The organism is Litchfieldia stipae, from assembly GCF_014837155.1.
Taxonomy (GTDB): domain Bacteria; phylum Bacillota; class Bacilli; order Bacillales; family Bacillaceae_L; genus Litchfieldia.
Genome location: NZ_JACYHA010000012.1, coordinates 86,698 through 106,061, shown reverse-complemented (window position 1 = coordinate 106,061; position 19,364 = coordinate 86,698). Strand labels below are relative to the sequence as shown.

Here is a 19,364-nt window from a genome sequence, read left to right as displayed (position 1 = left end):
CACTCATCAATGTATAAGGATTACTGTGGAGCACAAAACCTAGAAAAGTAGTGGAGCGCTTTTCCTATTGAAAGGCGCTCTTATTCATTTATACATATGAAGGAGCCCACTTAGTTGGCACCTTCTTTTATTTCTGCTTAGGTAGCTGCTCTTTGTAGAGCTTACGTAATTCACTTAATTTCTCTAAGTTTTGTAGTGATTGCTCTTCAAGATGCTGACCAATCCCGAGAATGAAGTTCTCTACTAGAAATGTGGGGGCAATCATGGAATGAAACTCCCATAGTTCTCCTCGATTCGTATAAAAAATATAATCCCCTTGTTCATGAAAATCAGAAATAAGGCAATCTGTTAGGATGATGGTTTGATAGTGTGCTTTTTTTGCATAATCTAACAGGACACTTGCTTCGCGATTCATGGCTACAAAGCCGAAGATAAATACAACATCATCTTTTTGAATATGCATTAGTGCTTCAAATAATTCATGTCCGCTTTTTGGTAAGAGTTCTATTTCTAGCCCAAAACGAGCGAGGCGATGCTTCATTAAGACCGATATGCTTTCAGTAGATCCTGGAGCATGGATGTAGATTTTTCTACAGTTAGACATTAACGAAATAGCTGCTTGGAATTGCTTTGAATCTAGTTCTCGTAACGTATTCACAAGCTGATTTTTCGTAACGGATAGCAAATGCTCATGGATTTGCAGAGATTGATGTTGAATTTGTGATAGTGAGTTTTTGAGCTTACTATCAGGAGAAATTCGTTCCTTCTCCTTTAGCTCTTGTTTGAAAGCTTTAAAATTATCATAGCCAATATGCTTCCAGAAGCGGGAGACGGTTGCGTTGCTCATAGCCAGAGCTTCAGCTAATTCTGTTTCTGAATAGTATAAGATTTGATTTCCTTCTTTTTCGATAAAGTCTGCAATCTTCTTTTGATTAGGGGTTAGCTTTGTCACATTCCAGTTCATATCTTCAAGAATCCCTCCTGACACTCATCATAACATGGAAAAAGAAAAATATTTTTCATAGAATCAAAAAATAAAAAAATCTTACAATTTTCTAACTCTTTATTAACATTTCCTTTACATTACCAATCTAGAATAGGTGGTAATCGAAGCTGAGGAGGGAAAGAAATGGTAAAAGAACGTTATGTATTAACTCAATCTCAAAAAATGATGGTGTTTATTTTGTCCATGTGTCTATACGGACTTAGTAATATGTTCACTGAACTGGTGCCATCCGTTAATGTAGGTCCTATCGAATTACAGATTGATTGCTTTGCATTTATTCCATTGGCATTATGTATGTTATTTCATCCTTTATATGCTGCAATTGGTGCGTCAACTGGAGAATTAATCTTTGGAGAACTGATGCTAGGTCAGTTCGGTGGAATTGGTGAAGTGGAGAAATTTATCCTCTTTTCACTTGGGATGTGTCTTGGAGGCATGATTGTCCGTAATGCTAAGAGTAAGTCTCAAGTTGCTATTGGGGCAATTACTGGTTATGGAATCTTCCTTGTTTTAAGCACTATCGTTGATATTGTTAAGGTCATGGTTGGGGTAGAGGAGTTTGAAGCTGTCCCAGGATTAGCTGAAAGTATCTTTGTTGTTGAGGGTGTTGAGTTTTTAACTGATCTTATATTCTCAGGAACATTGTTTGTCTTGTTACCTACTCTCTATTTAGTTCCTCGTTTATATGGAAAAATTGAACCGTTACTAGGGATGAAGCCAAGAAATAATAAGCTTAACTATCCTATGAGTGAAATTATCACACCCAAATTTATCCTAATCAGCTTAGTGTTATCGGTGATGGCATTTGGAGCAGAAGCTCTATCAGAATCAGACTTTGAGCTAGGTGTGTGGGAACCAGAATTTGTAGATATATACGGATCACAGGTGATTTGGATGGTAATCGGTGTAGCGGCAGTGGCCTCTGTTGCCATTATTATGTATTTAATGAAAAAAGGAAAAAGTTCAGATGAGGATATGAAAAACGTTGGATAAGCCAGTGATTGACATTAGAAATGTATCCTTTCAATATCCAGGTAGTGATGTGAAGGTCCTTGATGGAGTAAGTCTATCAATTAATGAAGGCGAGTTCTTGGCTATCATTGGTGGAAATGGCTCTGGAAAATCAACCATTTGTAAAACAATGAATGGTCTTATCCCTCATTTTTATGTTGGTGAATTTGAAGGTGAGGTTCAATCAAATGGTCTTGAAACAACGTCTAGTGATGTTGGTAGTCTATCAAAAATGATTGGCTATGTGTATCAAGATTTTGAGAATCAATTGTTACGTCCGACTGTATTAGATGATGCTTCTTTTGTTCCATTGAATTATGGCTTTGAGGATTTCAAGGAACGTGGGAGATGGGCATTACAGGTGACAGGGCTAGCTCATGTAGAAAAGGAGTTTGTCTGGCAATTAAGTGGGGGGCAGAAGCATTTGCTTGCATTAGCAGGTGCAATTGCAATGAGGCCAAAGGTATTGATTGTCGATGAACCGATTGCTCAATTAGATCCACAGCATGCCAAGCGAATCTATGAGGTATTGAAGCAATTGAATGAAGAGTATGGAACCACGATTATAGTAATCGAGCATCATACAGAATTTATTGCTTCCTATTGCTCGAGTGTTGCTCTGATGGATAAGGGGAGGGTGAAGTGGAAGAAGGAAGTAAGAGATGCCCTTTGCCAGGTAGAGGATTTACTAGCAAGGCAAATCTTCCCGCCACAGGTGACCTTAGCAGCTCATGCGTTACAGCGTGATTCTTCTTACCCTATTACGATGAAGGAGGCTGTTCAATACTTTCAGCTTCCCTTTTTTGAACAAGCTTCCGTTCCAACAAAGCTGAAAAAAGAGGGGTCACCCATCATATCTGTTCAGAATGCAACCGTTCGTTATCAAACGTTGAATAAGGACATGAAAGCTGCTTTGAAAAATGTATCAACGACTTTTCATAAAGGTGATCAAGTTGCGCTCGTTGGTAATAATGGGGCAGGGAAATCCTCTTTATTAAAACTAGTAAGTGGAATCACTAAGCCAACAGAAGGAGCCCTTGAGCTTTTTGGAAAAAAACTGAAGAAAATGACACCAGAGGCGTTATCAAATGACATTGCATTTGTCTTTCAACAGGCAGAGGAGATGTTTATTGATGATAGTGTGAGGAAGGAAATTGAATTCTATTTGAAGGCACGTAAGGTGGAAGGTATGTCCGCCCTTGTGGATCAAATTCTGGAGGATTTTGATTTAACGGATCTTCAACATCAGGATGCACGTCTTCTAAGTGGTGGTCAGCAGCGTCGTGTATCATTGGCGATCGGTGCAGCAATGAGACCTTCGATTGTGATTCTTGATGAACCAACAGCCAACTTAGATATGGCGACAAAATCAAAAGTGGTTTGGATGCTAGAGCAATTGAAGAAACATGTGGATACCATTATTGTTGCAACTCATGATATGCAGCTTGTGGCTGAATGGGCGAATCGAATCCTCGTGATGCATCATGGAGAATTGATTGCTGATAACACATGCGAGATTATTTTTAAACAAGAAGATCTGTTGGATCAAGCGGGTTTAGTGCCACCGCAAATTGTGACATTATGCAATGAGCTAGGATTCCCGTACTGTGCGACGATTGAGGATTTTCTTGAGTGCTGGAAGCAAGCAGAGATGCGAGGTGAATTAGTTGGAAACTAGCAAACTATGGTCTGAGAAGCTTAGTCTTGAATACATCAAAGGGGAGTTAGTAAGAACCGCCTATAGCACAGATGTTAATTTGCTTACTAAGCTTGACCCTCGTGTGATTCTTATTTGGTATTGTTATTTTGCGATTGTCCCGTGGTTTATTCATAGCCATATTGTGTTGGTTGGCTATCTATTATTTATGGTTTTTTTGACGTATAAAGCAAAGGTGAGCCCTCTACTTCTTGCTGTACTTGGTCTGGGATTACTAGGAGAGATGGGAATCCTTTTTGCTATTTCACTTCTCTTTGGGGGAAATCTTGAGACCGTGATGCCGATGTTTTGGCTAAGTATTAAGCTTGGGAGTATTTCTCTTGCCAGTGTGGCTGTATTTACGAGTCTAAATCCAGAGAAATTCAGTGATGCGTTACTTCGAATGGGTTTTCCACCCACATTCTCGTTTAGTGTCGCTTATGGATATCGGATTCTACCGATTTTACTAGAAGAATTGCAGCAAATTATCCTATCCTACCGCTTAAGAGGGTTAGCGCCTTCGAAAAATGGTGTCTTTTATTGGAGAAAGCTCGCATATTATTTAATTATATTTATGCGTTCGTTTTATCCGCTTATTTTAAATACTGCAAAACGGTCAAGAACAACGGTGGAAGCACTTGAAACAAAGGGCTTTAGCTATGGAGCAAAGGATTCAAACATGATTAAGCTAAAAACAGGCTATTTAAAGCTGACTTATATCGATTACGCATTTGTGATGATCACGATTCTTTATTTGATAATCGTTCATGCCCTACATTTTGTTTTATAGAGGAGAGCTATGATGAAAGTTGATTTCCATACACATGCCAAATTATCTAAAAAGGTTGATTTTTCCTTATCTTATTTCAAACAAATGGTACAAAGTGCACTAGCTAGTGGCCTAGAGGGGATTGCTTTAACTGAGCATTTCAATACGAGGAATTTTCATGAGGTCTATGATACATTAGATGCGCACTATTCTTATGGGAAAGGTTATTATATGGTCGATGGTCTGAAGGTCTTCCCGGGAATGGAAGTAGATGTATATGAGGTAGGTCATATCTTATGTATTGGTGAGTTGAAAGATGTACGTTCTTTGCGTGAAGAACTAGATGAGTACATCGATCCATTTATTCCGTTTAGAGAGCTATTGGATAAGACCTCTTGCTATGAAATGCTTGTTATTGGCGCCCATCCATATCGCCCAAGTACGCCGTTAAAGGATCTGGAGCCATCGTTGTTAGCAAGATTAGATGCATTTGATTTAAATGGCAAGGATCTGCATACACGGGGAATCACGGAGAATATTCAAGATGTCCAATCATTAGCAACAAGTCTGGGCCTACCTGTAGTTGGTGGCAGTGACACTCATCACTTTAAGCAATATGGAGCGGTGTATACGGTATTAGAGAATGAGTGTCATAATGTATCAGAGTTGAAGAATACCTTACAAAAGGGCCAATTTACAGTAACTGTAGCTGAAGACCTACATGAACGTGTGTCTGAAGCAACTCGTCTAAAGGCGATTGAAAAAGAAAAGCTTGAAGTAGAAATCTAAGAATATAGAAAGAGCATGGAGAAGCTAAATCTCCATGCTCTTTTAGTTAAAATGTACAATAAACTTCGTGATCCAAGCAATATAATGTGCCCCTGGGATGAAAATGATTTGGGCAAGTAGGGTGCCAAGAAGTCTTGAGCAAATCATGATAACGGAGATGCCTTTCAACGTCGAATAGCTTCCTCGATCATTCACCACATCATCTGCCATGACAGAGATTTTGGGATCAATGAAAAGAGCTAATAGGATAGTAGCGATCCCATTGATTAGTCCAGATGCCATAATTGTTGCCCCAGCCCGATCTGGTGCGATTAATGATGCATAGAGTGCTGATAATACCCCAATCGTATAGATGGATGTAACAATCATATTAAAGAAGAACAATTGAAGCGGGATGTCCTTGAATTTGATTTCTCTTATATAAGAAAGCTTAGGTAAATGAAGATGCCTTCTTCCGCGTTTTATGAATTCCAGGGTGAACCCTTTTTTTAGTAGAGCTGGGATTGACCCTCGTTCCGCTGACAAGTGAATGATGGCTCTTGAAAATAAGGCAGTAAAGGTTGGTAATAAGATAATGCCAATGATTGTTCCAATGGTCGAGGCCCCGATTAATACCCTGTATTGCTGTTCCACGAAGATAAGCGCATGTTCCTCAGGTGCATTATCCACTAAGCTTCCTGTAAATGGCTGCTGCATCATATTAGCCATTCTCGAAACAATCACCATCATATTAAATAATGAGAGGGCAGAGGCAATCATCTTCACCCTCGCACCAGACAATCGTACTGCATAGGCTAGCGTTTCAATGCTATGAATGATTAGGATAAATAAGGCGATGAAGATCACCTTGGTCGTAATAATGTCCATCAAGAAACACTTCTCTCTAAATCGTTCTATTTTGTCACATTGTACCATATTTGAAGGGTGAATCAGAATGAGTAGGATGTGTCTCAGCAAGAACATTCAAATTTTGGCAGAGTGAAATGTTAGTAATTAAGGGATTTGGTTAAGGTAAACTATAGGTTGCGGCCCAAGCAACTATAGCTATCTTTACTTTTTACAGTAGTCTTTATCATAATGGAGTATAGATAAATGAAAGGTGACTGATAACATGATCTTTGCAGAGAAGTTGAAAAAGGAAAGAAAGGATCGGGGCTGGTCTCAAGAAGAATTAGCAGAAAAACTATTTGTTAGTAGACAGTCAGTTTCTAAGTGGGAAAATGGTCAAAATTATCCTAGTATTGAAATCATAATTAAATTAAGTGATCTGTTTGAAGTGACAATAGATGAATTGTTAAGGAGTGATGAGGAATTGAAGGAGAAAGTGATTAATGATAGTAAGCAATTGGCACACCCCAAATTGAAATTTGTTTTTGATGTTATATTTTTAATAGGTGTTGCTCTGTTGATAATAAAAATTGGTATGATTCTTCTAAATAAATTTACTTCATTAGATTTTACTTTATATGGTGGTTCTTTTATTTGGAATTTTGGTCCGCTAATTTTAATGGTCGGAGCTGGGATTGGTTCTAGTATGGTAAAAGACAAATATAAAGAGGATTGATTTGATATAAGATTTTCAACAGTCTCAAAGGAAAAAGTTGAATGTCCACTACCCGAATAAATGGTATGATAGTGTAAAACAACAAAAATCGACATCGTTCGGGGGCGGTCGGTGAGTGAGCTATAATTATTATTTATTTGTCATATTAATTGCCATTAGTAGTAGTCTAGGGTACATTGCCATTCTAGCGTGGAAAAGAAGAGAAAATCCGGTCGCTTTCAGCTTTTTCTTTGGTATGTGTGCATGTACTTTATATACGTTTGGTTATGCTTTTGAGATTATGAGTACAAGCATGGAGCAAATCAAATTCTGGTTAAAGATCGAGTACATTGGGATAGCGTTCGGAACACTCCTGTGGTTTATTACCATTGCGCTATTCACCAATCATAAAATCTTTGTTCGTAAATGGCTTTTTCTCGTCATGATGATTGTACCTGTCCTTACTTTTATTAGTCATTATACAAATGATTGGCATCATTTATTTTATCAAACGATGGAGATTCACGAGGATGCAGGGTTTCCTTTGCTAGAAACGACTCCAGGTCCTTTTTACATCCTCCATACGGTGTATAATTACTTGCTCGTTTTTCTCGGAATTGGAATGCTTATTCGAATGTACCGGTCAGTTGTGAGTGTTCAAATTAAGAAGCAGGTTGTTTGGCTACTGGTTGGTTCAGCTGGTCCATATGGGGTTACACTCATCTATTTAAGCGGGATTTTTTCACCCAAAATTGATATAGCTCCAATCGGTTTTCTGTTTTCGGGAATTTTCTATATGTGGGGAATTTACCAATTTAATATGATGAAGCTGGTTCCAAACGCATTGCAAAAGGTGTTTGAATCGATGAAGGAAGCCGTTATTGTGGTTGATCAAGATTATTTAATTACTAGCTTTAATCAAGCAGCCCTTGACGTCTTTGACGAGCTACAAGGTAAAAAAGTGATTGGAAAATCCGCCATCCGTCTATTTTCTAACTATCCGCAGCTTGTAGGGATGTTGATTGAAAAGGATTCAGTACAAAGGAAAATTAAGTTTGATGATGGTTCTGACGCTCGTTTCTTTCAAGTTTATTCCTCTGTAGTTCTTGATAAAAGAGAATACACAATAGGGAAAATGCTGATGTTAAACGATGTGACGGAGGCAACGTTGGCTGAGCAAAGGATTCTGAGTCATTCGGAACAATTAAAGGAACTCAACGCATTCAAGGATAAAATGTTTACCGTGATTGCTCACGATATTCGTGATCCGCTCTCGATTCTTATTAGTTTAATGGAAATACTGAAGGAAGATTTAAATCAGTTGGATGAAAAACATGATGAAGTCGTTCATGAGATGGATAAACAAATTCAAAATACGTTTTCACTCGTTGAAAATTTGCTTGATTGGTTCAGGAGTCAAAAAGGGGGAATGGTCATTAACCCTGTTGTCTGGAATTTGTCTCGAACGATTGAGAGATCCATTCATCTGCAACAACCTAAAATAGAACTCAAACGAATTCATGTCATATCTACAATTAACCAAGACACGGCAGTTTATGCAGACAGAGAAATGCTTGAGTTAATCATTCGAAATTTACTTACTAATGCACTTAAATTTACAGATATGGATGGGCGTATTTTTATCAATGCAAAAGAAGAAGGCAGTAAAGTCATTGTCTCCATCCAAGACACAGGGAAAGGGATTCACCCGGAGCAAGCAAAGGTCCTATTACAGGAGCATACTTACCCGATTTCTTCCACTGGTACAGCGGGTGAGAGAGGAGTAGGAATAGGACTTTCACTTTGTCGAGACTTTGTAAAGCTTAATGGGGGAGACTTTTGGTTTGAAAGTACCCCAAGTCAAGGAAGTACGTTTTATTTTTCTGTTCCACTTGCAAATCATAGCTAATACGGCAAAACCCTTGAACTAGGTTCGAGGGTTTTTATGTAGATTAAGATTATTTTAATCTAACACTATAATGCCTCATAGATCTGGGCACTCCTTTTAATTCTAATCTTCCATTATAGACCATATCACGTATTCTATATTCTAAATAAAAGGGGTTCACTGGCATTTTTGATATATTTAAAAACTCAGCAATAACTGCTCCAGTTTTCACAAAATGATTAGAATCTTGATTGGCTTTGAGTCCTTTTATCAGTTCTAGAATCTGATCATCGTAGTAATCTTCTGAGACATTCATAATCTCACCTTGAGACAAAATACGTAATACTAATGTTGATTGAGAAAGGTTTTCCCATTCGTCTACATACTTTTCTTTATCTTGTTGAGAGAGTGGATTGATTTTCTGATTTTGCTTAAACAAAAAGTTTAGGTCATTCGGTTTAATTTGACTTGTATAGTAAATATGTCCATTAATGGGCATTGGCTTTATGTTTGAGATATAAGAGTCTGTTGAGTTAATGATGTAGCAGTCATTCGTTTTATTTCTCAATAAATATAAAATAAATCTTATGCCGATTTGCTCTTCAACATTATTCCCAGTCCAAATATAAATAGGATCCTGCTCTCTTATATCATCAATCTCAAGAAGTGATTTGGAAAATTGGTTCTGAAATTCATAATCATTCGGTTGTTCTAGGTTGATATGATCATAGAACCATTCATTTCGGTGAGATTGTCCAATTGTTTCATCTAGCTTCCATAACGGACCGATGGCAAAGCTATCTTGAAAACCAATCACATGCTTGGGGCGGTCGAGTCCTACTCTAAGTGCACCAGCAGCAGATTCTGAAGTAACTAGATGAACGGGCATAGGTTGAGGATCTATTTGTTGAGAATTAACTTTCTTTTTCTTGATGTACTTGTTAATTTCTATCGTCATCAGGTGTAGATCATCTTGATTGATAAAATATCCATATCCGCTAAGAGGCTCTGAATTCTCATGGTTAAAGGAGTCAAAGTCGCTAGACTGGTTGACCTCATAGGTGGCCCAACCATGTCCACCTTCCAAATCAGTGATGGTTAAATAGTCAAGAGATAAAATCTCATATACAAAAATCACATTTGGTTCCATAAAAAAATAAATAAAGGGATCATTCATTCTTGTATACAACACTTACATCTCCTCTGCATAAAACAAACCTGTATAGATAAATTTTAACAAAAAAAGATATGAGATGCATTTGTATGTGGAAAAAACAGCACTCTCACAGATTTAGAAGTGAGGTGCTGCTCCTTCAGTCGATTAGTTAGAGACGAGCTTTCATTGATTCACAGACACCTCGTACACCGGTTACTTTATGACCAGCGATTGTTCCTGTATAGGTCCCTACCATTTGCCAGTAGTCAATAGAGGCAACAACAAGCTGGTGTTTGACATCCTTACGATCTTCTGGTGTGAAGGTGACGTCTAGTCGTCCATCCGCTGAGTAAATATGCCATGGGGCCAGCGGGTTGTCAGATGACTGATTGAATAGGATATCTCCTAAAGGCTCGCACGCACCTGGTGTCCACAAGCAAGATTCTTCTTCTGTGCCTGGAACAATCGGTCGTTGGGCGAAGTTTGCACCAATCACTCCTTCATCTGTAATTGTGGCAAATGTGCCCCAAAGCCAGGTTGTTCTGTAAGGAAGGACGGTTCTGTGTTCATCGAGAATAGCGATGTCACGAGATGGATCAAACTTGTATGTACGATCACCGACAGTCACTGTACCCGAAGCTGGATAAGCGACCTTGTGTGTATACATAGAACCTCCAGGAAGCGGCGAGCTTACCGAAAGAATCGCTGAAGACTTGTCTCCGTAAAGCTCAAGATCCATCACAATGGCTGGTTTATCTGTGGTGGCTTCAACAGACACCTGAATTCGATGAGTTCCCTCTGGTTTATCAGCCCAATTGTATAAGATTCTGTAGCCCTTTGTATCAATCACTGGTGTACTAGGGAACAGCCTATGTGGCAATTTAAGGGAACCACCACGGACATTGCGACTATGCTCGACCATTCCGTGTTTATCGCGCACATAGATTTCTGAGCTTGCCAAATAATGCGCTTCCTGGAGAATCATCGAAGACGAAATCTCAGGATGAAGCAGGGTGAATCCAACCCATTCCTTAAGTCTTAGACGCCGCAAAGCTCTTGGAATGGCAGATGTCTCATCTAGAGGATCGACATCTTGAGGGCGTACGTTAAATCGTCCATGTTGTCGTTTGCCATCAACGACAAGATGCTCTGCAACCGCTAAGCTATGATTAGTAGTTGAGTTCTTATTGCGGAAAGCGTTTTCAATTTTAGCTTCGTTAAGACTTCCTTTTTTCATACTCACATACCCCTTATCTTATTTAATCGTTATTATAACAATGAATTTATAATTTTGAAACAACTTTATCAATTAGAAAAACATCCCCTAATTGTAGTCAAGGGATGTTCTGAACTCTATTTTTTCAATAACAGATATATAAAGTAAGGTGCTCCAATGATGGAGACCATAATTCCTGCAGGTACGCCGCTTGGTTCGATGATATTGCGTCCGATTGTGTCAGCAAATAAGAGTAGCCAGCCACCGAGTAAAATGGCGATAGGCAGGAACAGTTGATTTCTTGGTCCAACCAATGCTTTGGCAATATGAGGTGCCATAAGTCCGATAAAGCTAATTCCACCAGTCACTGAAACAGCAGAGGCAGCTAGTGCAACAGCGGATAATAATAAGACGATCCGTTCCTTCTCAATGGAAATGCCTACACCAATTGCAACAGGCTCGCTCATTGCTAAGAGATTTAAGCGATTGGCTTTGTATAATGTAAATGGAATTAGGATCAATAACCATGGGAGAAGAGCCCAAATGAAAGGCCAATCGGTACCCCATATATTCCCAGCCAACCATTTAGCGATGAAATCAACCTTCGTTCGCTCGGCTGATGAGATCAGAACAATCATTGTGCCAGACAGAGCCATGGAAAATCCAACCCCAATCAGCACTAGACTAACGGGTTGCAAACCTGATTGCCTGTTGTAAGCCAATAAATAAATCAAAACAGCCGTCAATATTGCTCCAAGGAAGGCAACAACGGGAATCATATAAACAAATGATCCTACCTCAATTGGAAAGAACAAAAAGAAAACAGCGATGGCAACACCTGCACCTGAATTAATCCCAATAATCCCTGGATCAGCTAAATCATTTCTTGTGATTCCTTGTAGTATAGCACCAGATAAGGCAAGTGCCATACCAGCTAACAGGGTGATAATAATTCGTGGTAAACGAACGGAAAATAGCACAAACTCCTCTTTAAATGTCCCTTGCCCGAAAAGTGTAGGGAGCAATCTGTTATAAGAGAGGGATGAATACCCCAACCCCATGCCCACTACGATTGTAGCTAGAATAAGTAGAAGAGCTAATGCGATGATCAGTCGCTGCTTCTTCATCAATGCTGGATGGATCATGTGAATGCTCTACCTCCTTTACGGACAATCACCAGGAAGAATGGTAAACCAATCATGGCGACAATGGCGACAACAGGTGTTTCGTAAGGTGGGTGAAGCGTACGACCTAGTGTATCAGCAAAGAGCATAAAAGTAGCTCCGAAAATCGCTGACATCGGTAAGATATATCGGTAATCGGTTCCTACAACAGCTCGGACAATATGTGGAATCATCAGACCGATAAATGCCATGTTTCCAACTAACGCCACAGAGGCACCTGCTAAAATGATAATGATCATAAAAAGGCCCATTTTAATTTGAGTGATCTTTTGTCCTAGACCAACAGCTAGTTCTTCATTCAAGCTTAGGATGGTAAGCTGACGAGAGAGAACAAAGGAGATAAGAATTCCGATGACAATAAACGGGACAATGATCTTGAGCTGTCCCCAAGTTGTCCCAATCATTCCTCCAGCAGTCCACATTGAAACATCCTTTGAAATTTTAAAATAAAGTCCTACTCCTTCAGCAATGGCGTACAGGAAGGAGGAAATGGCTGCCCCAGCTAGAACAATACGTAAAGGAGAGAAGCCCCCTTTTTTCATGGCACTGATGCCAAAAACCAAAGCTGCACCAACTGCAGCGCCAATAAAACAAGCAACCATCGTGATGAAATAATTAGCAGAAGGGATGAGTGCAATCGTGATGGCTAGTGCTGCATTCGCTCCGGCAGATAAGCCAAGTAACCCTGGGTCTGCAAGTGGATTTCTGGTCATTCCCTGCATAATTGCACCTGAAACAGCAAGGGCTGCTCCAACGGCTATCGCAGCGATTTCACGTGGTAAGCGAATTTCTCGGATAATTGATATTTTATCACCAGATGTCGATGGAGAAGTGAGGGCTAGCCAAACATCTCTGATTGAAATATCTGCTGCTCCAAAAATCATTGCTGCCACAAACATGATGATAAATAGGATCAATCCAATAATTAATTTAACGATGAATGAAGTAGAACTTAAGGTTTTTTTCTTCATAAGTCTCCATCTTTTCCTTTACTAAGGTAGAATAGACAAAAAGGAATTCTAAAGAAAGAATTCCTCCTTGTGCTTAATTTCCTAGAAATGATTTCGTAATAAATTCAAAGTGTTTTTCTAAAGTGACAGGATCACTGAAGGATGCCCCTTGTCCTTCCATTTCAAAGACTTGGTTATTTTTAACAGCTGGGATGTTCTTATACGTGTCAGTTTCTTGGTAAGCAGTATCAGCATCAGAGTATTTGCTTAGTAGGATATAATCTCCCGCATACTCTGGCAGTACTTCGGCAGACAGGGCATAATAACCAGATTCAGCTGCTACTTCTTTTACCTTTTCAGGCATTTTTAATTTCAGCCCTTGATAGAGGATTTCTGTTCCACGAGCAAAGTTATCACCGAAAACATAAAGGTCTTTTCCATAGCTTTCAATGACAGAAACAGTTGCATCTTCACCAATTTTTGCTCTAATTTCATCACCAGCGGCTTCGACGCGTGTTTTGAAATCATCCACCCAAGCTTGGGCTTCGGCTTCCTTATTTAATAGTTTACCAATCTCAACGTGTTGAGCTAAATAATCTAATTTTCCCCAAGTATAAGTAACAGTTGGAGCGATTTCACTTAGTTTATCGACATTCTTAATATTTGATAAGCCAATGATTAAATCAGGCTCTAATTCAATGATTTTTTCCAAGCTTTCATCAGAGACTTCCTCAACATCCTTTAATTCTTCCGCAAAGGTTGGATTTGTTTTTGACCAAACATCGACCCCAACAACATTCACACCAAGCTTAATGACATTACCGGTGAAACCAGAAAGTAAGATAACTCTTTGTGGATTAGCAGGAACGTCAACAGGTCCTGTTTCTGATTCATATGTAACAAATTCTGATGTTTCTTCCTTTGGTGTTGAGCTATTGCCTTCAGGTGTTGCTTCGTTCTTTCCACAAGCACTAATAAGTAGAGTGAGCACTAGCATAGACGGGATGAGTAGTTTCTTCATTCGATTGATCTCCTTTTAATAGGTTATAGGTGATACACATTGGTTTATTTGTTCGTGGGTCACGTCCGATGAGAGCGTCTATTTGAAATACTTGACGAAGCACTTCAGGGACAATGACGTCTTCACAAGCTCCAGCTTTCACGACTTCACCGTCTTTCATCGCAATGATATAGTCAGCAAAACGAGCAGCTTGGTTTAAATCATGTAGAACCATAATAATCGTGCGTCCTTGCTCACGATTTAATTTCTGTAGTAATTCTAAAACCTCTAACTGGTGAGCCATATCTAGATAGGTTGTTGGTTCATCAAGAAAGATGATGTCCGTTTCTTGGGCAAGTGCCATGGCAATCCAAACTCGCTGTCGTTGACCTCCGGATAGTGCATCGACAGTCCGATATTTATAATCGATTGTTCCAGTGACCTCTAGCGCCCAGTCAATGACCTCATAATCCCTTTTTGATAGGCGACCAAATCCATTTTGGTAGGGGAATCTTCCATAGGAAACTAACTCACCAACAGTCAATCCAGCTGCACCCTCAGGTGTTTGAGGGAGAATAGCCATTTTTTTTGCTAGCTGCTTTGTCGGTTGCTTTGAAATATCTTTTCCGTCCAAAAGGGCTGTTCCGGATTGATGAGAAATAATCCGTGTAATCGCTTTTAATAAGGTCGATTTGCCACATCCGTTAGAACCGATGATCGTGGTGATTTTATGATCGGGAATGGTTACACTTAGGTTTTTGACAATTAACTTTTCACCATAGCCAATGCTTAAATCATCTGTAGATAGTCGATCCATCTATTATGACCTCCAGGTTAGTAATATTATTGATAATGATTATCAATTTCGATTGTAGTTTTACTATAATTCCTTACTTCTAGGATTGTCAATGAAAAATTTAATATGAAGGGAAAGGAAATTTTCTTAAAAGTTCGTATTGTAAAAATAGTGATTATCGATTATCCTTATTGATAATGATAATCAATTACATTTATGAAGGGGAGTAATGGAGATGAGTGAACAAGAATTATTTGATGTGACAGTAATTGGTGGGGGTCCTGCTGGTCTTTATTCCACTTTTTACAGCGGTCTTCGCGAAATGAAAACAAAAATCATCGAATTTCAGCCTCATTTAGGTGGTAAAATCCATGTATACCCTGAAAAAATGATCTGGGATGTTGGTGGAATCACACCGACAACTGGGGCAAAATTGATTGAACAGCTGGTCGAACAGGGCCTAACCTTTGGTCCAGAGGTCGTACTAAATGAAAAAATTGACTCGATTTCACGAACTCAAGACGGAATTTTTAAATTAAAGGCGGCATCAGGTCAAATCCATTATTCAAAAACAGTCATTGTCGCAGTCGGTAGCGGTATTCTAAATCCAAAGAAATTGAAAATTGAAGGTGCAGAGCGTTATGAGGTGTCTAATATTCATTATACTGTCCAATCCTTAATGCGTTTCAAGGATAAAACCGTCGTCATTTCAGGTGGAGGTAACACTGCCATTGATTGGGCGAATGAGTTAGTTCGGGTGGCAAAAAAGGTCTATATAAGCTACCGCAAGGAACATCTTACTGGTCATGAAGCGAAGGTGACTCAGATGAAGAATAGTGGTGTCACTTGTTTATCACAAACGTCCATTACGAAACTTGTGGCTTGTGAGAGTCATGAACGTATCAAGCAAGTGGAACTGACTCACCAAGAAACGGGAGAGGTCACTTATTTGGATATTGATGATGTGATTATCAATCATGGCTATGAGCAAGATACGAGCCTTCTGAAAAATAGTGAATTAGAATTCGACATGGTAAATGATTTTTATATTGCTGGAAATGCAGGGAGTGAAACATCAATTGAGGGGATTTTCGCAGCAGGTGATATTCTCAATTATGAAGGCAAAGTAAATTTAATTGCAGGATGCTTTCAGGATGCAGCAAACGCAGTGAATAGGGCTAAACAGTATATCCAACCGGATGCTCAAAAATTTGCCATGGTTTCTTCTCATAACGAAGTATTTCAAAAGCGCAATCGTGAATTAGTGAAAGAAATGATCGTACGAAGTTAATGCCATAAAAATGCACAGCTAAGATTTACTATTAGCTGTGCATTTTTATGTTTTTAGGAGCTGATAACTGCTTTTTCTTCACAGATGCAGATACATTGACCAAAATCCCTGCTGAAATCATGATAATAATGAGCGAGGAGCCACCATAGCTAATGAATGGAAGCGTAATTCCTGTAATTGGGAGAAGGCCTGATACCGCACCTAAGTTAAAGATTACCTGAATCATAAGCTGAAACGTTAAGCCAACAGCAAGTAGCTTTGGAAAAGCATCTTTGCTGTTTCGCGCAATATGTAACCCACGAAGCATGATAATGAAATATGAAACGATTACGAATAATAACCCAACAATGCCAAGCTCTTCCAAAATAATAGCCATGATGAAGTCTGTATGAGCCTCTGGTAGATATCCAAGCTTCTGAATACTGTTACCAAGTCCACTGCCCCATGGCCCCCCTGAAGCAATCGCTAAATAAGAATTGACTAATTGATAACCGTCACCGAGTGGATCATCAAAGGAATTTCGAAAGGACAGTAGTCTTTTCATTCGATAAGGGGTTGTGAAGGCAAAGTAACTAATTCCTGAGATAGCAATACTTCCTAACAAAATCAAATGAATCTTACGTACTCCTGAGCACAGAAGAATGACTCCACATGTTACAAGAATGGAAGTAGCTGTCCCTAAATCTGGTTGCTTTAAAATGAGCAGAAACACTGTTGCTAAAATGAAGAGAGGCGGTAATACTCCCTTTGTGAAGTGCTCGATATAGTTTTGTTTTTTTGCATAAATATAGGCAAAGTAGATAATCATAAGTAGTTTCACGGCTTCTGAAGGCTGAAACATAAATGACCCCAGTTGAATCCATCTTTGAGAATTATTTCGCTCAACACCGATTCCTGGAATCAATACAGCTACCAAAAGGGAGATTGAAATGACAACAAACAGGGGACTTAATTTCCCATATGCATGGTAGGGAAAAAATGCAGCCAGGACAAAGGCAACCAACCCAAGTCCAAACCACTTTAGCTGTCTTGAGAAAAAGTAATTTGGGTCATGGTAATTGATCATACCAATGGGATAGCTAGCACTATAAACCATAAGAAGACCAAATGAACATAGTAATAGGATGGTCACGATTAACCAATAATCAAATTTTTTTAAATGTCTAATCAGCATGTCATCACCTAATTAATCAAACATATATTTTTTAGTTCTTATATTGACGCTTAGGACTAATCCTAGTGCCATCATATTGGTTAATAGTGCACTGCCCCCATAGCTCACAAATGGTAAGGCTAGTCCTGTGATAGGCATTAAGCCAATCGTCATGGCGATGTTTTGGAAGATTTGAAAGGACAACAGTCCAACCGTACCAATACAAATATACATTCCATATACGCTATTTGAATTCTGAGCTATTTTAACAATTCGATACATTAATAAGAAATACAAGATAATTAATAGACTCGCCCCGATAAACCCAAATTCCTCACCAATGACTGAGAAAATGAAATCTGTATGTACCTCAGGAATTCTACCGCTTTGCACTTGCTGTCCTTGTTGAATTCCTTTCCCTAATAGCTGTCCAGAACCAATCCCTAGTAATGCCTGAGTTAATTGATAACCATAGCTTGAAGCGAATTCATCAGCCATTAACCAGCCATAGATACGATCCAATTGATGGGGCTTGATGATTTTTGAAAAAACCTCAAAGTAATGGTTATGAAGATAGACTAAGAAGGAAATAAGACTGATGGCGCTAGCAGAAAAGAGGGAAATCATTTTCATCGAAATACCTGAGACAATTAAAAGTGTGAAAAATACAGCTCCAATTACTAATGCTGAACCTAAGTCAGGCTGTACAAGGATGAGGGCGAAGGGAATAATTGTGAACATAATGAGTTTAAACGTAATAGGGATACTTTGTTTAAAAGAAAGTCGTTGCACTCCATATTTGTTTAAGATGGCTGCTAGAAAAATAGTTAAAAAGACTTTCATAAATTCTGAGGGCTGCAGCTCAATTACGCCTAAATTTAACCATCTTTGTGATCCATTTTTAAAGGTTCCAAAAAAGTGGACAAGTACTAAAAGAAAAACTCCTGATAGATAAAAGGGTGCAGACAGTCGTTCTAGTAATTCATAATCAAAGGTGGCCACGCCAATCATGACGGCAACCCCGATGATGTACCAAATGATTTGTCTCTTCATATAGTAGAAGGGGTCGTCTGTTTGATATTGACCCGAGCCACTATATACAGCCACAATACTAATAAGAAATAAACAAAATAAGATGAATAATAATGTGAAATCTATCTGTCTTTCTGGTTGCTTCAATTGATTTCAACCTCTCTTGAAAAAATTCTATCAGTAGATGGATGATCCCTTGACGGAGAGTAGATTAATCACCAATTGAATGGCAATAGCATCGTCTAAATAGCCAATGGGAAAAATGTAATCTGGGATGGCATCTAACGTTAATATAAAATACAGCAACCCACTACCAATGATTGCCAATTCTTTTTTTGTGCCTTGCTTTAGACGAAATTTCTCATACATTTCCTTCAAATGAGTAATATAGGGACCAATACTACCGACATTTTTAAGCTTTTCTTCAAAGCTTTTGAAGATGGTTCTTTTTCCTTCTTCCTGCTGAGACTCCTGTTCATACTGTTCTAGTTGCTTCTTTACCTTGTCCATTGAGAACGTTCGATCAAAGGCAGTAGAGGCTTCAAGAAGGCTCTGAATAGGTTCTAATGAAGCATGGGTATCAGATTCTGGCTCAGCGTGTTGCCGTTCAATTTTATATCCAGCTGATTTCAATAATTCCGTTAGGGGAATCTGAAAGCAATCAGCAAATTTCTCTAGATGCTGTAGGTTGGCTTTGCGTTTGCCATTAATAATCCTTGAAATGGTGGCTTTATCAATATCTGTTAACTCACTTAGCTTGCCCATGGAGATAGAGTGTTGTTTCAATAATTCTTTTAATCTCAAACTTAATTGATTTTGTTGTTCAATAGACATGACTTCTTTCCTTTCGATAGCTCATCCGATCTCACGACATACCCTAGTTC

18 protein-coding genes are annotated in these 19,364 nt (G+C 38.9%); 7 read left to right on the top strand and 11 right to left on the bottom strand.

Annotation, left to right across the window (positions count from 1 at the left end; all coding sequences use genetic code 11):
- Positions 1-127: 127 nt before the first annotated feature.
- Entirely contained in the window at positions 128-988 is an 861-nt protein-coding gene (locus F7888_RS22980) for a MurR/RpiR family transcriptional regulator (protein ID WP_318246300.1), read from the bottom strand.
- Positions 989-1,129: 141 nt separating this feature from the next.
- Between F7888_RS22980 and F7888_RS14530 the strand changes: the two genes are divergently transcribed.
- Genes F7888_RS14530 through F7888_RS14515 form a run of 4 tightly spaced genes read left to right on the top strand, consistent with a single transcriptional unit; the run spans position 1,130 to position 5,271 of the window.
- Positions 1,130-1,999: a cell division protein FtsQ gene (locus F7888_RS14530; RefSeq protein WP_191780588.1), complete on the top strand. Its 870-nt coding sequence runs from the start codon at positions 1,130-1,132 to the stop codon at positions 1,997-1,999.
- Positions 1,992-3,695 (top strand): ABC transporter ATP-binding protein, encoded by a 1,704-nt coding sequence (locus F7888_RS14525; RefSeq protein ID WP_191780586.1) that lies wholly within the window; start codon positions 1,992-1,994, stop codon positions 3,693-3,695. The genes F7888_RS14530 and F7888_RS14525 overlap by 8 nt, the downstream gene beginning before the upstream one ends.
- Entirely contained in the window at positions 3,685-4,503 is an 819-nt protein-coding gene (locus tag F7888_RS14520) for an energy-coupling factor transporter transmembrane component T family protein (RefSeq protein WP_191780584.1), read from the top strand. Before F7888_RS14525 ends, F7888_RS14520 begins: the two co-directional genes overlap by 11 nt.
- Positions 4,504-4,515: 12 nt before the next feature.
- Positions 4,516-5,271, top strand: coding sequence for a PHP-associated domain-containing protein (locus F7888_RS14515; protein WP_191780581.1), 756 nt, complete (start codon positions 4,516-4,518; stop codon positions 5,269-5,271).
- Positions 5,272-5,313: 42 nt separating this feature from the next.
- Here F7888_RS14515 and F7888_RS14510 read toward each other — a convergent pair whose 3' ends face one another.
- The gene (locus F7888_RS14510) at positions 5,314-6,138 is read right to left on the bottom strand and encodes a lipid II flippase Amj family protein (protein WP_191780579.1); all 825 of its coding nucleotides are present in this window, start codon (positions 6,136-6,138) and stop codon (positions 5,314-5,316) included.
- 244 nt (positions 6,139-6,382) lie between these two features.
- Here F7888_RS14510 and F7888_RS14505 point away from each other — a divergent pair, with 244 nt between their 5' ends.
- Both F7888_RS14505 and F7888_RS22975 read left to right on the top strand, forming a co-directional pair.
- Positions 6,383-6,835 (top strand): helix-turn-helix domain-containing protein, encoded by a 453-nt coding sequence (locus tag F7888_RS14505; protein WP_191780577.1) that lies wholly within the window; start codon positions 6,383-6,385, stop codon positions 6,833-6,835.
- A gap of 115 nt (positions 6,836-6,950) precedes the next feature.
- Positions 6,951-8,723 carry a sensor histidine kinase gene (locus tag F7888_RS22975; protein ID WP_191780575.1) on the top strand — a complete coding sequence of 591 codons (1,773 nt, stop codon included), beginning with the start codon at positions 6,951-6,953 and terminating at the stop codon, positions 8,721-8,723.
- A 49-nt stretch (positions 8,724-8,772) separates the two neighbouring features.
- On the opposite strand, the gene F7888_RS14495 is transcribed toward F7888_RS22975, so the two are convergent.
- From F7888_RS14495 to F7888_RS14470, 6 genes are all read right to left on the bottom strand, one after another.
- Positions 8,773-9,891, bottom strand: coding sequence for a DUF1835 domain-containing protein (locus F7888_RS14495; RefSeq protein WP_191780573.1), 1,119 nt, complete (start codon positions 9,889-9,891; stop codon positions 8,773-8,775).
- Positions 9,892-10,027: 136 nt separating this feature from the next.
- Positions 10,028-11,095 carry a DUF2804 domain-containing protein gene (locus F7888_RS14490; protein ID WP_191780571.1) on the bottom strand — a complete coding sequence of 356 codons (1,068 nt, stop codon included), beginning with the start codon at positions 11,093-11,095 and terminating at the stop codon, positions 10,028-10,030.
- 116 nt (positions 11,096-11,211) lie between these two features.
- Positions 11,212-12,219 (bottom strand): FecCD family ABC transporter permease, encoded by a 1,008-nt coding sequence (locus tag F7888_RS14485; protein WP_191780569.1) that lies wholly within the window; start codon positions 12,217-12,219, stop codon positions 11,212-11,214.
- Complete coding sequence (locus tag F7888_RS14480) at positions 12,216-13,229, bottom strand: FecCD family ABC transporter permease (RefSeq protein ID WP_191780567.1); 1,014 nt, start codon at positions 13,227-13,229, stop codon at positions 12,216-12,218. Before F7888_RS14480 ends, F7888_RS14485 begins: the two co-directional genes overlap by 4 nt.
- Before the next feature lie 73 nt (positions 13,230-13,302).
- Positions 13,303-14,229 (bottom strand): iron-hydroxamate ABC transporter substrate-binding protein, encoded by a 927-nt coding sequence (locus F7888_RS14475; protein ID WP_191780565.1) that lies wholly within the window; start codon positions 14,227-14,229, stop codon positions 13,303-13,305.
- Positions 14,180-15,025, bottom strand: coding sequence for an ABC transporter ATP-binding protein (locus tag F7888_RS14470; protein WP_191780563.1), 846 nt, complete (start codon positions 15,023-15,025; stop codon positions 14,180-14,182). The genes F7888_RS14475 and F7888_RS14470 overlap by 50 nt, the downstream gene beginning before the upstream one ends.
- 214 nt (positions 15,026-15,239) lie before the next feature.
- Between F7888_RS14470 and F7888_RS14465 the strand changes: the two genes are divergently transcribed.
- Entirely contained in the window at positions 15,240-16,295 is a 1,056-nt protein-coding gene (locus tag F7888_RS14465; protein ID WP_191780561.1) for an NAD(P)/FAD-dependent oxidoreductase, read from the top strand.
- Positions 16,296-16,326: 31 nt separating this feature from the next.
- Here F7888_RS14465 and ftsW read toward each other — a convergent pair whose 3' ends face one another.
- The 3 genes from ftsW to F7888_RS14450 are packed head-to-tail and all read right to left on the bottom strand — an operon-like array spanning position 16,327 to position 19,314.
- Positions 16,327-17,469, bottom strand: a complete 1,143-nt coding sequence (ftsW, locus tag F7888_RS14460; protein WP_191780559.1) for a putative lipid II flippase FtsW — start codon at positions 17,467-17,469, stop codon at positions 16,327-16,329.
- Between the two features lie 12 nt (positions 17,470-17,481).
- On the bottom strand, positions 17,482-18,627 hold the full coding sequence (gene rodA / locus F7888_RS14455) for a rod shape-determining protein RodA (protein ID WP_191780557.1): 1,146 nt from the start codon (positions 18,625-18,627) through the stop codon (positions 17,482-17,484).
- A gap of 30 nt (positions 18,628-18,657) precedes the next feature.
- Positions 18,658-19,314, bottom strand: coding sequence for a helix-turn-helix domain-containing protein (locus F7888_RS14450; RefSeq protein ID WP_191780555.1), 657 nt, complete (start codon positions 19,312-19,314; stop codon positions 18,658-18,660).
- Positions 19,315-19,364 lie beyond the last annotated feature (50 nt).

What these genes read in the sequence shown, in the direction of transcription:
- F7888_RS14480 (WP_191780567.1), bottom strand. Translation starts at nt 13,229, where the DNA reads ATGAAGAAAAAAACCTTAAGTTCTACTTCATTCATCGTTAAATTAATT.
- F7888_RS14510 (WP_191780579.1), bottom strand. Translation starts at nt 6,138, where the DNA reads ATGGACATTATTACGACCAAGGTGATCTTCATCGCCTTATTTATCCTA.
- F7888_RS14475 (WP_191780565.1), bottom strand. Translation starts at nt 14,229, where the DNA reads ATGAAGAAACTACTCATCCCGTCTATGCTAGTGCTCACTCTACTTATT.
- F7888_RS14470 (WP_191780563.1), bottom strand. Translation starts at nt 15,025, where the DNA reads ATGGATCGACTATCTACAGATGATTTAAGCATTGGCTATGGTGAAAAG.
- F7888_RS14450 (WP_191780555.1), bottom strand. Translation starts at nt 19,314, where the DNA reads ATGTCTATTGAACAACAAAATCAATTAAGTTTGAGATTAAAAGAATTA.
- F7888_RS14530 (WP_191780588.1), top strand. Translation starts at nt 1,130, where the DNA reads ATGGTAAAAGAACGTTATGTATTAACTCAATCTCAAAAAATGATGGTG.
- F7888_RS14505 (WP_191780577.1), top strand. Translation starts at nt 6,383, where the DNA reads ATGATCTTTGCAGAGAAGTTGAAAAAGGAAAGAAAGGATCGGGGCTGG.
- ftsW (WP_191780559.1), bottom strand. Translation starts at nt 17,469, where the DNA reads ATGCTGATTAGACATTTAAAAAAATTTGATTATTGGTTAATCGTGACC.
- F7888_RS14465 (WP_191780561.1), top strand. Translation starts at nt 15,240, where the DNA reads ATGAGTGAACAAGAATTATTTGATGTGACAGTAATTGGTGGGGGTCCT.
- F7888_RS14485 (WP_191780569.1), bottom strand. Translation starts at nt 12,219, where the DNA reads ATGATCCATCCAGCATTGATGAAGAAGCAGCGACTGATCATCGCATTA.
- F7888_RS14515 (WP_191780581.1), top strand. Translation starts at nt 4,516, where the DNA reads ATGAAAGTTGATTTCCATACACATGCCAAATTATCTAAAAAGGTTGAT.
- F7888_RS14490 (WP_191780571.1), bottom strand. Translation starts at nt 11,095, where the DNA reads ATGAAAAAAGGAAGTCTTAACGAAGCTAAAATTGAAAACGCTTTCCGC.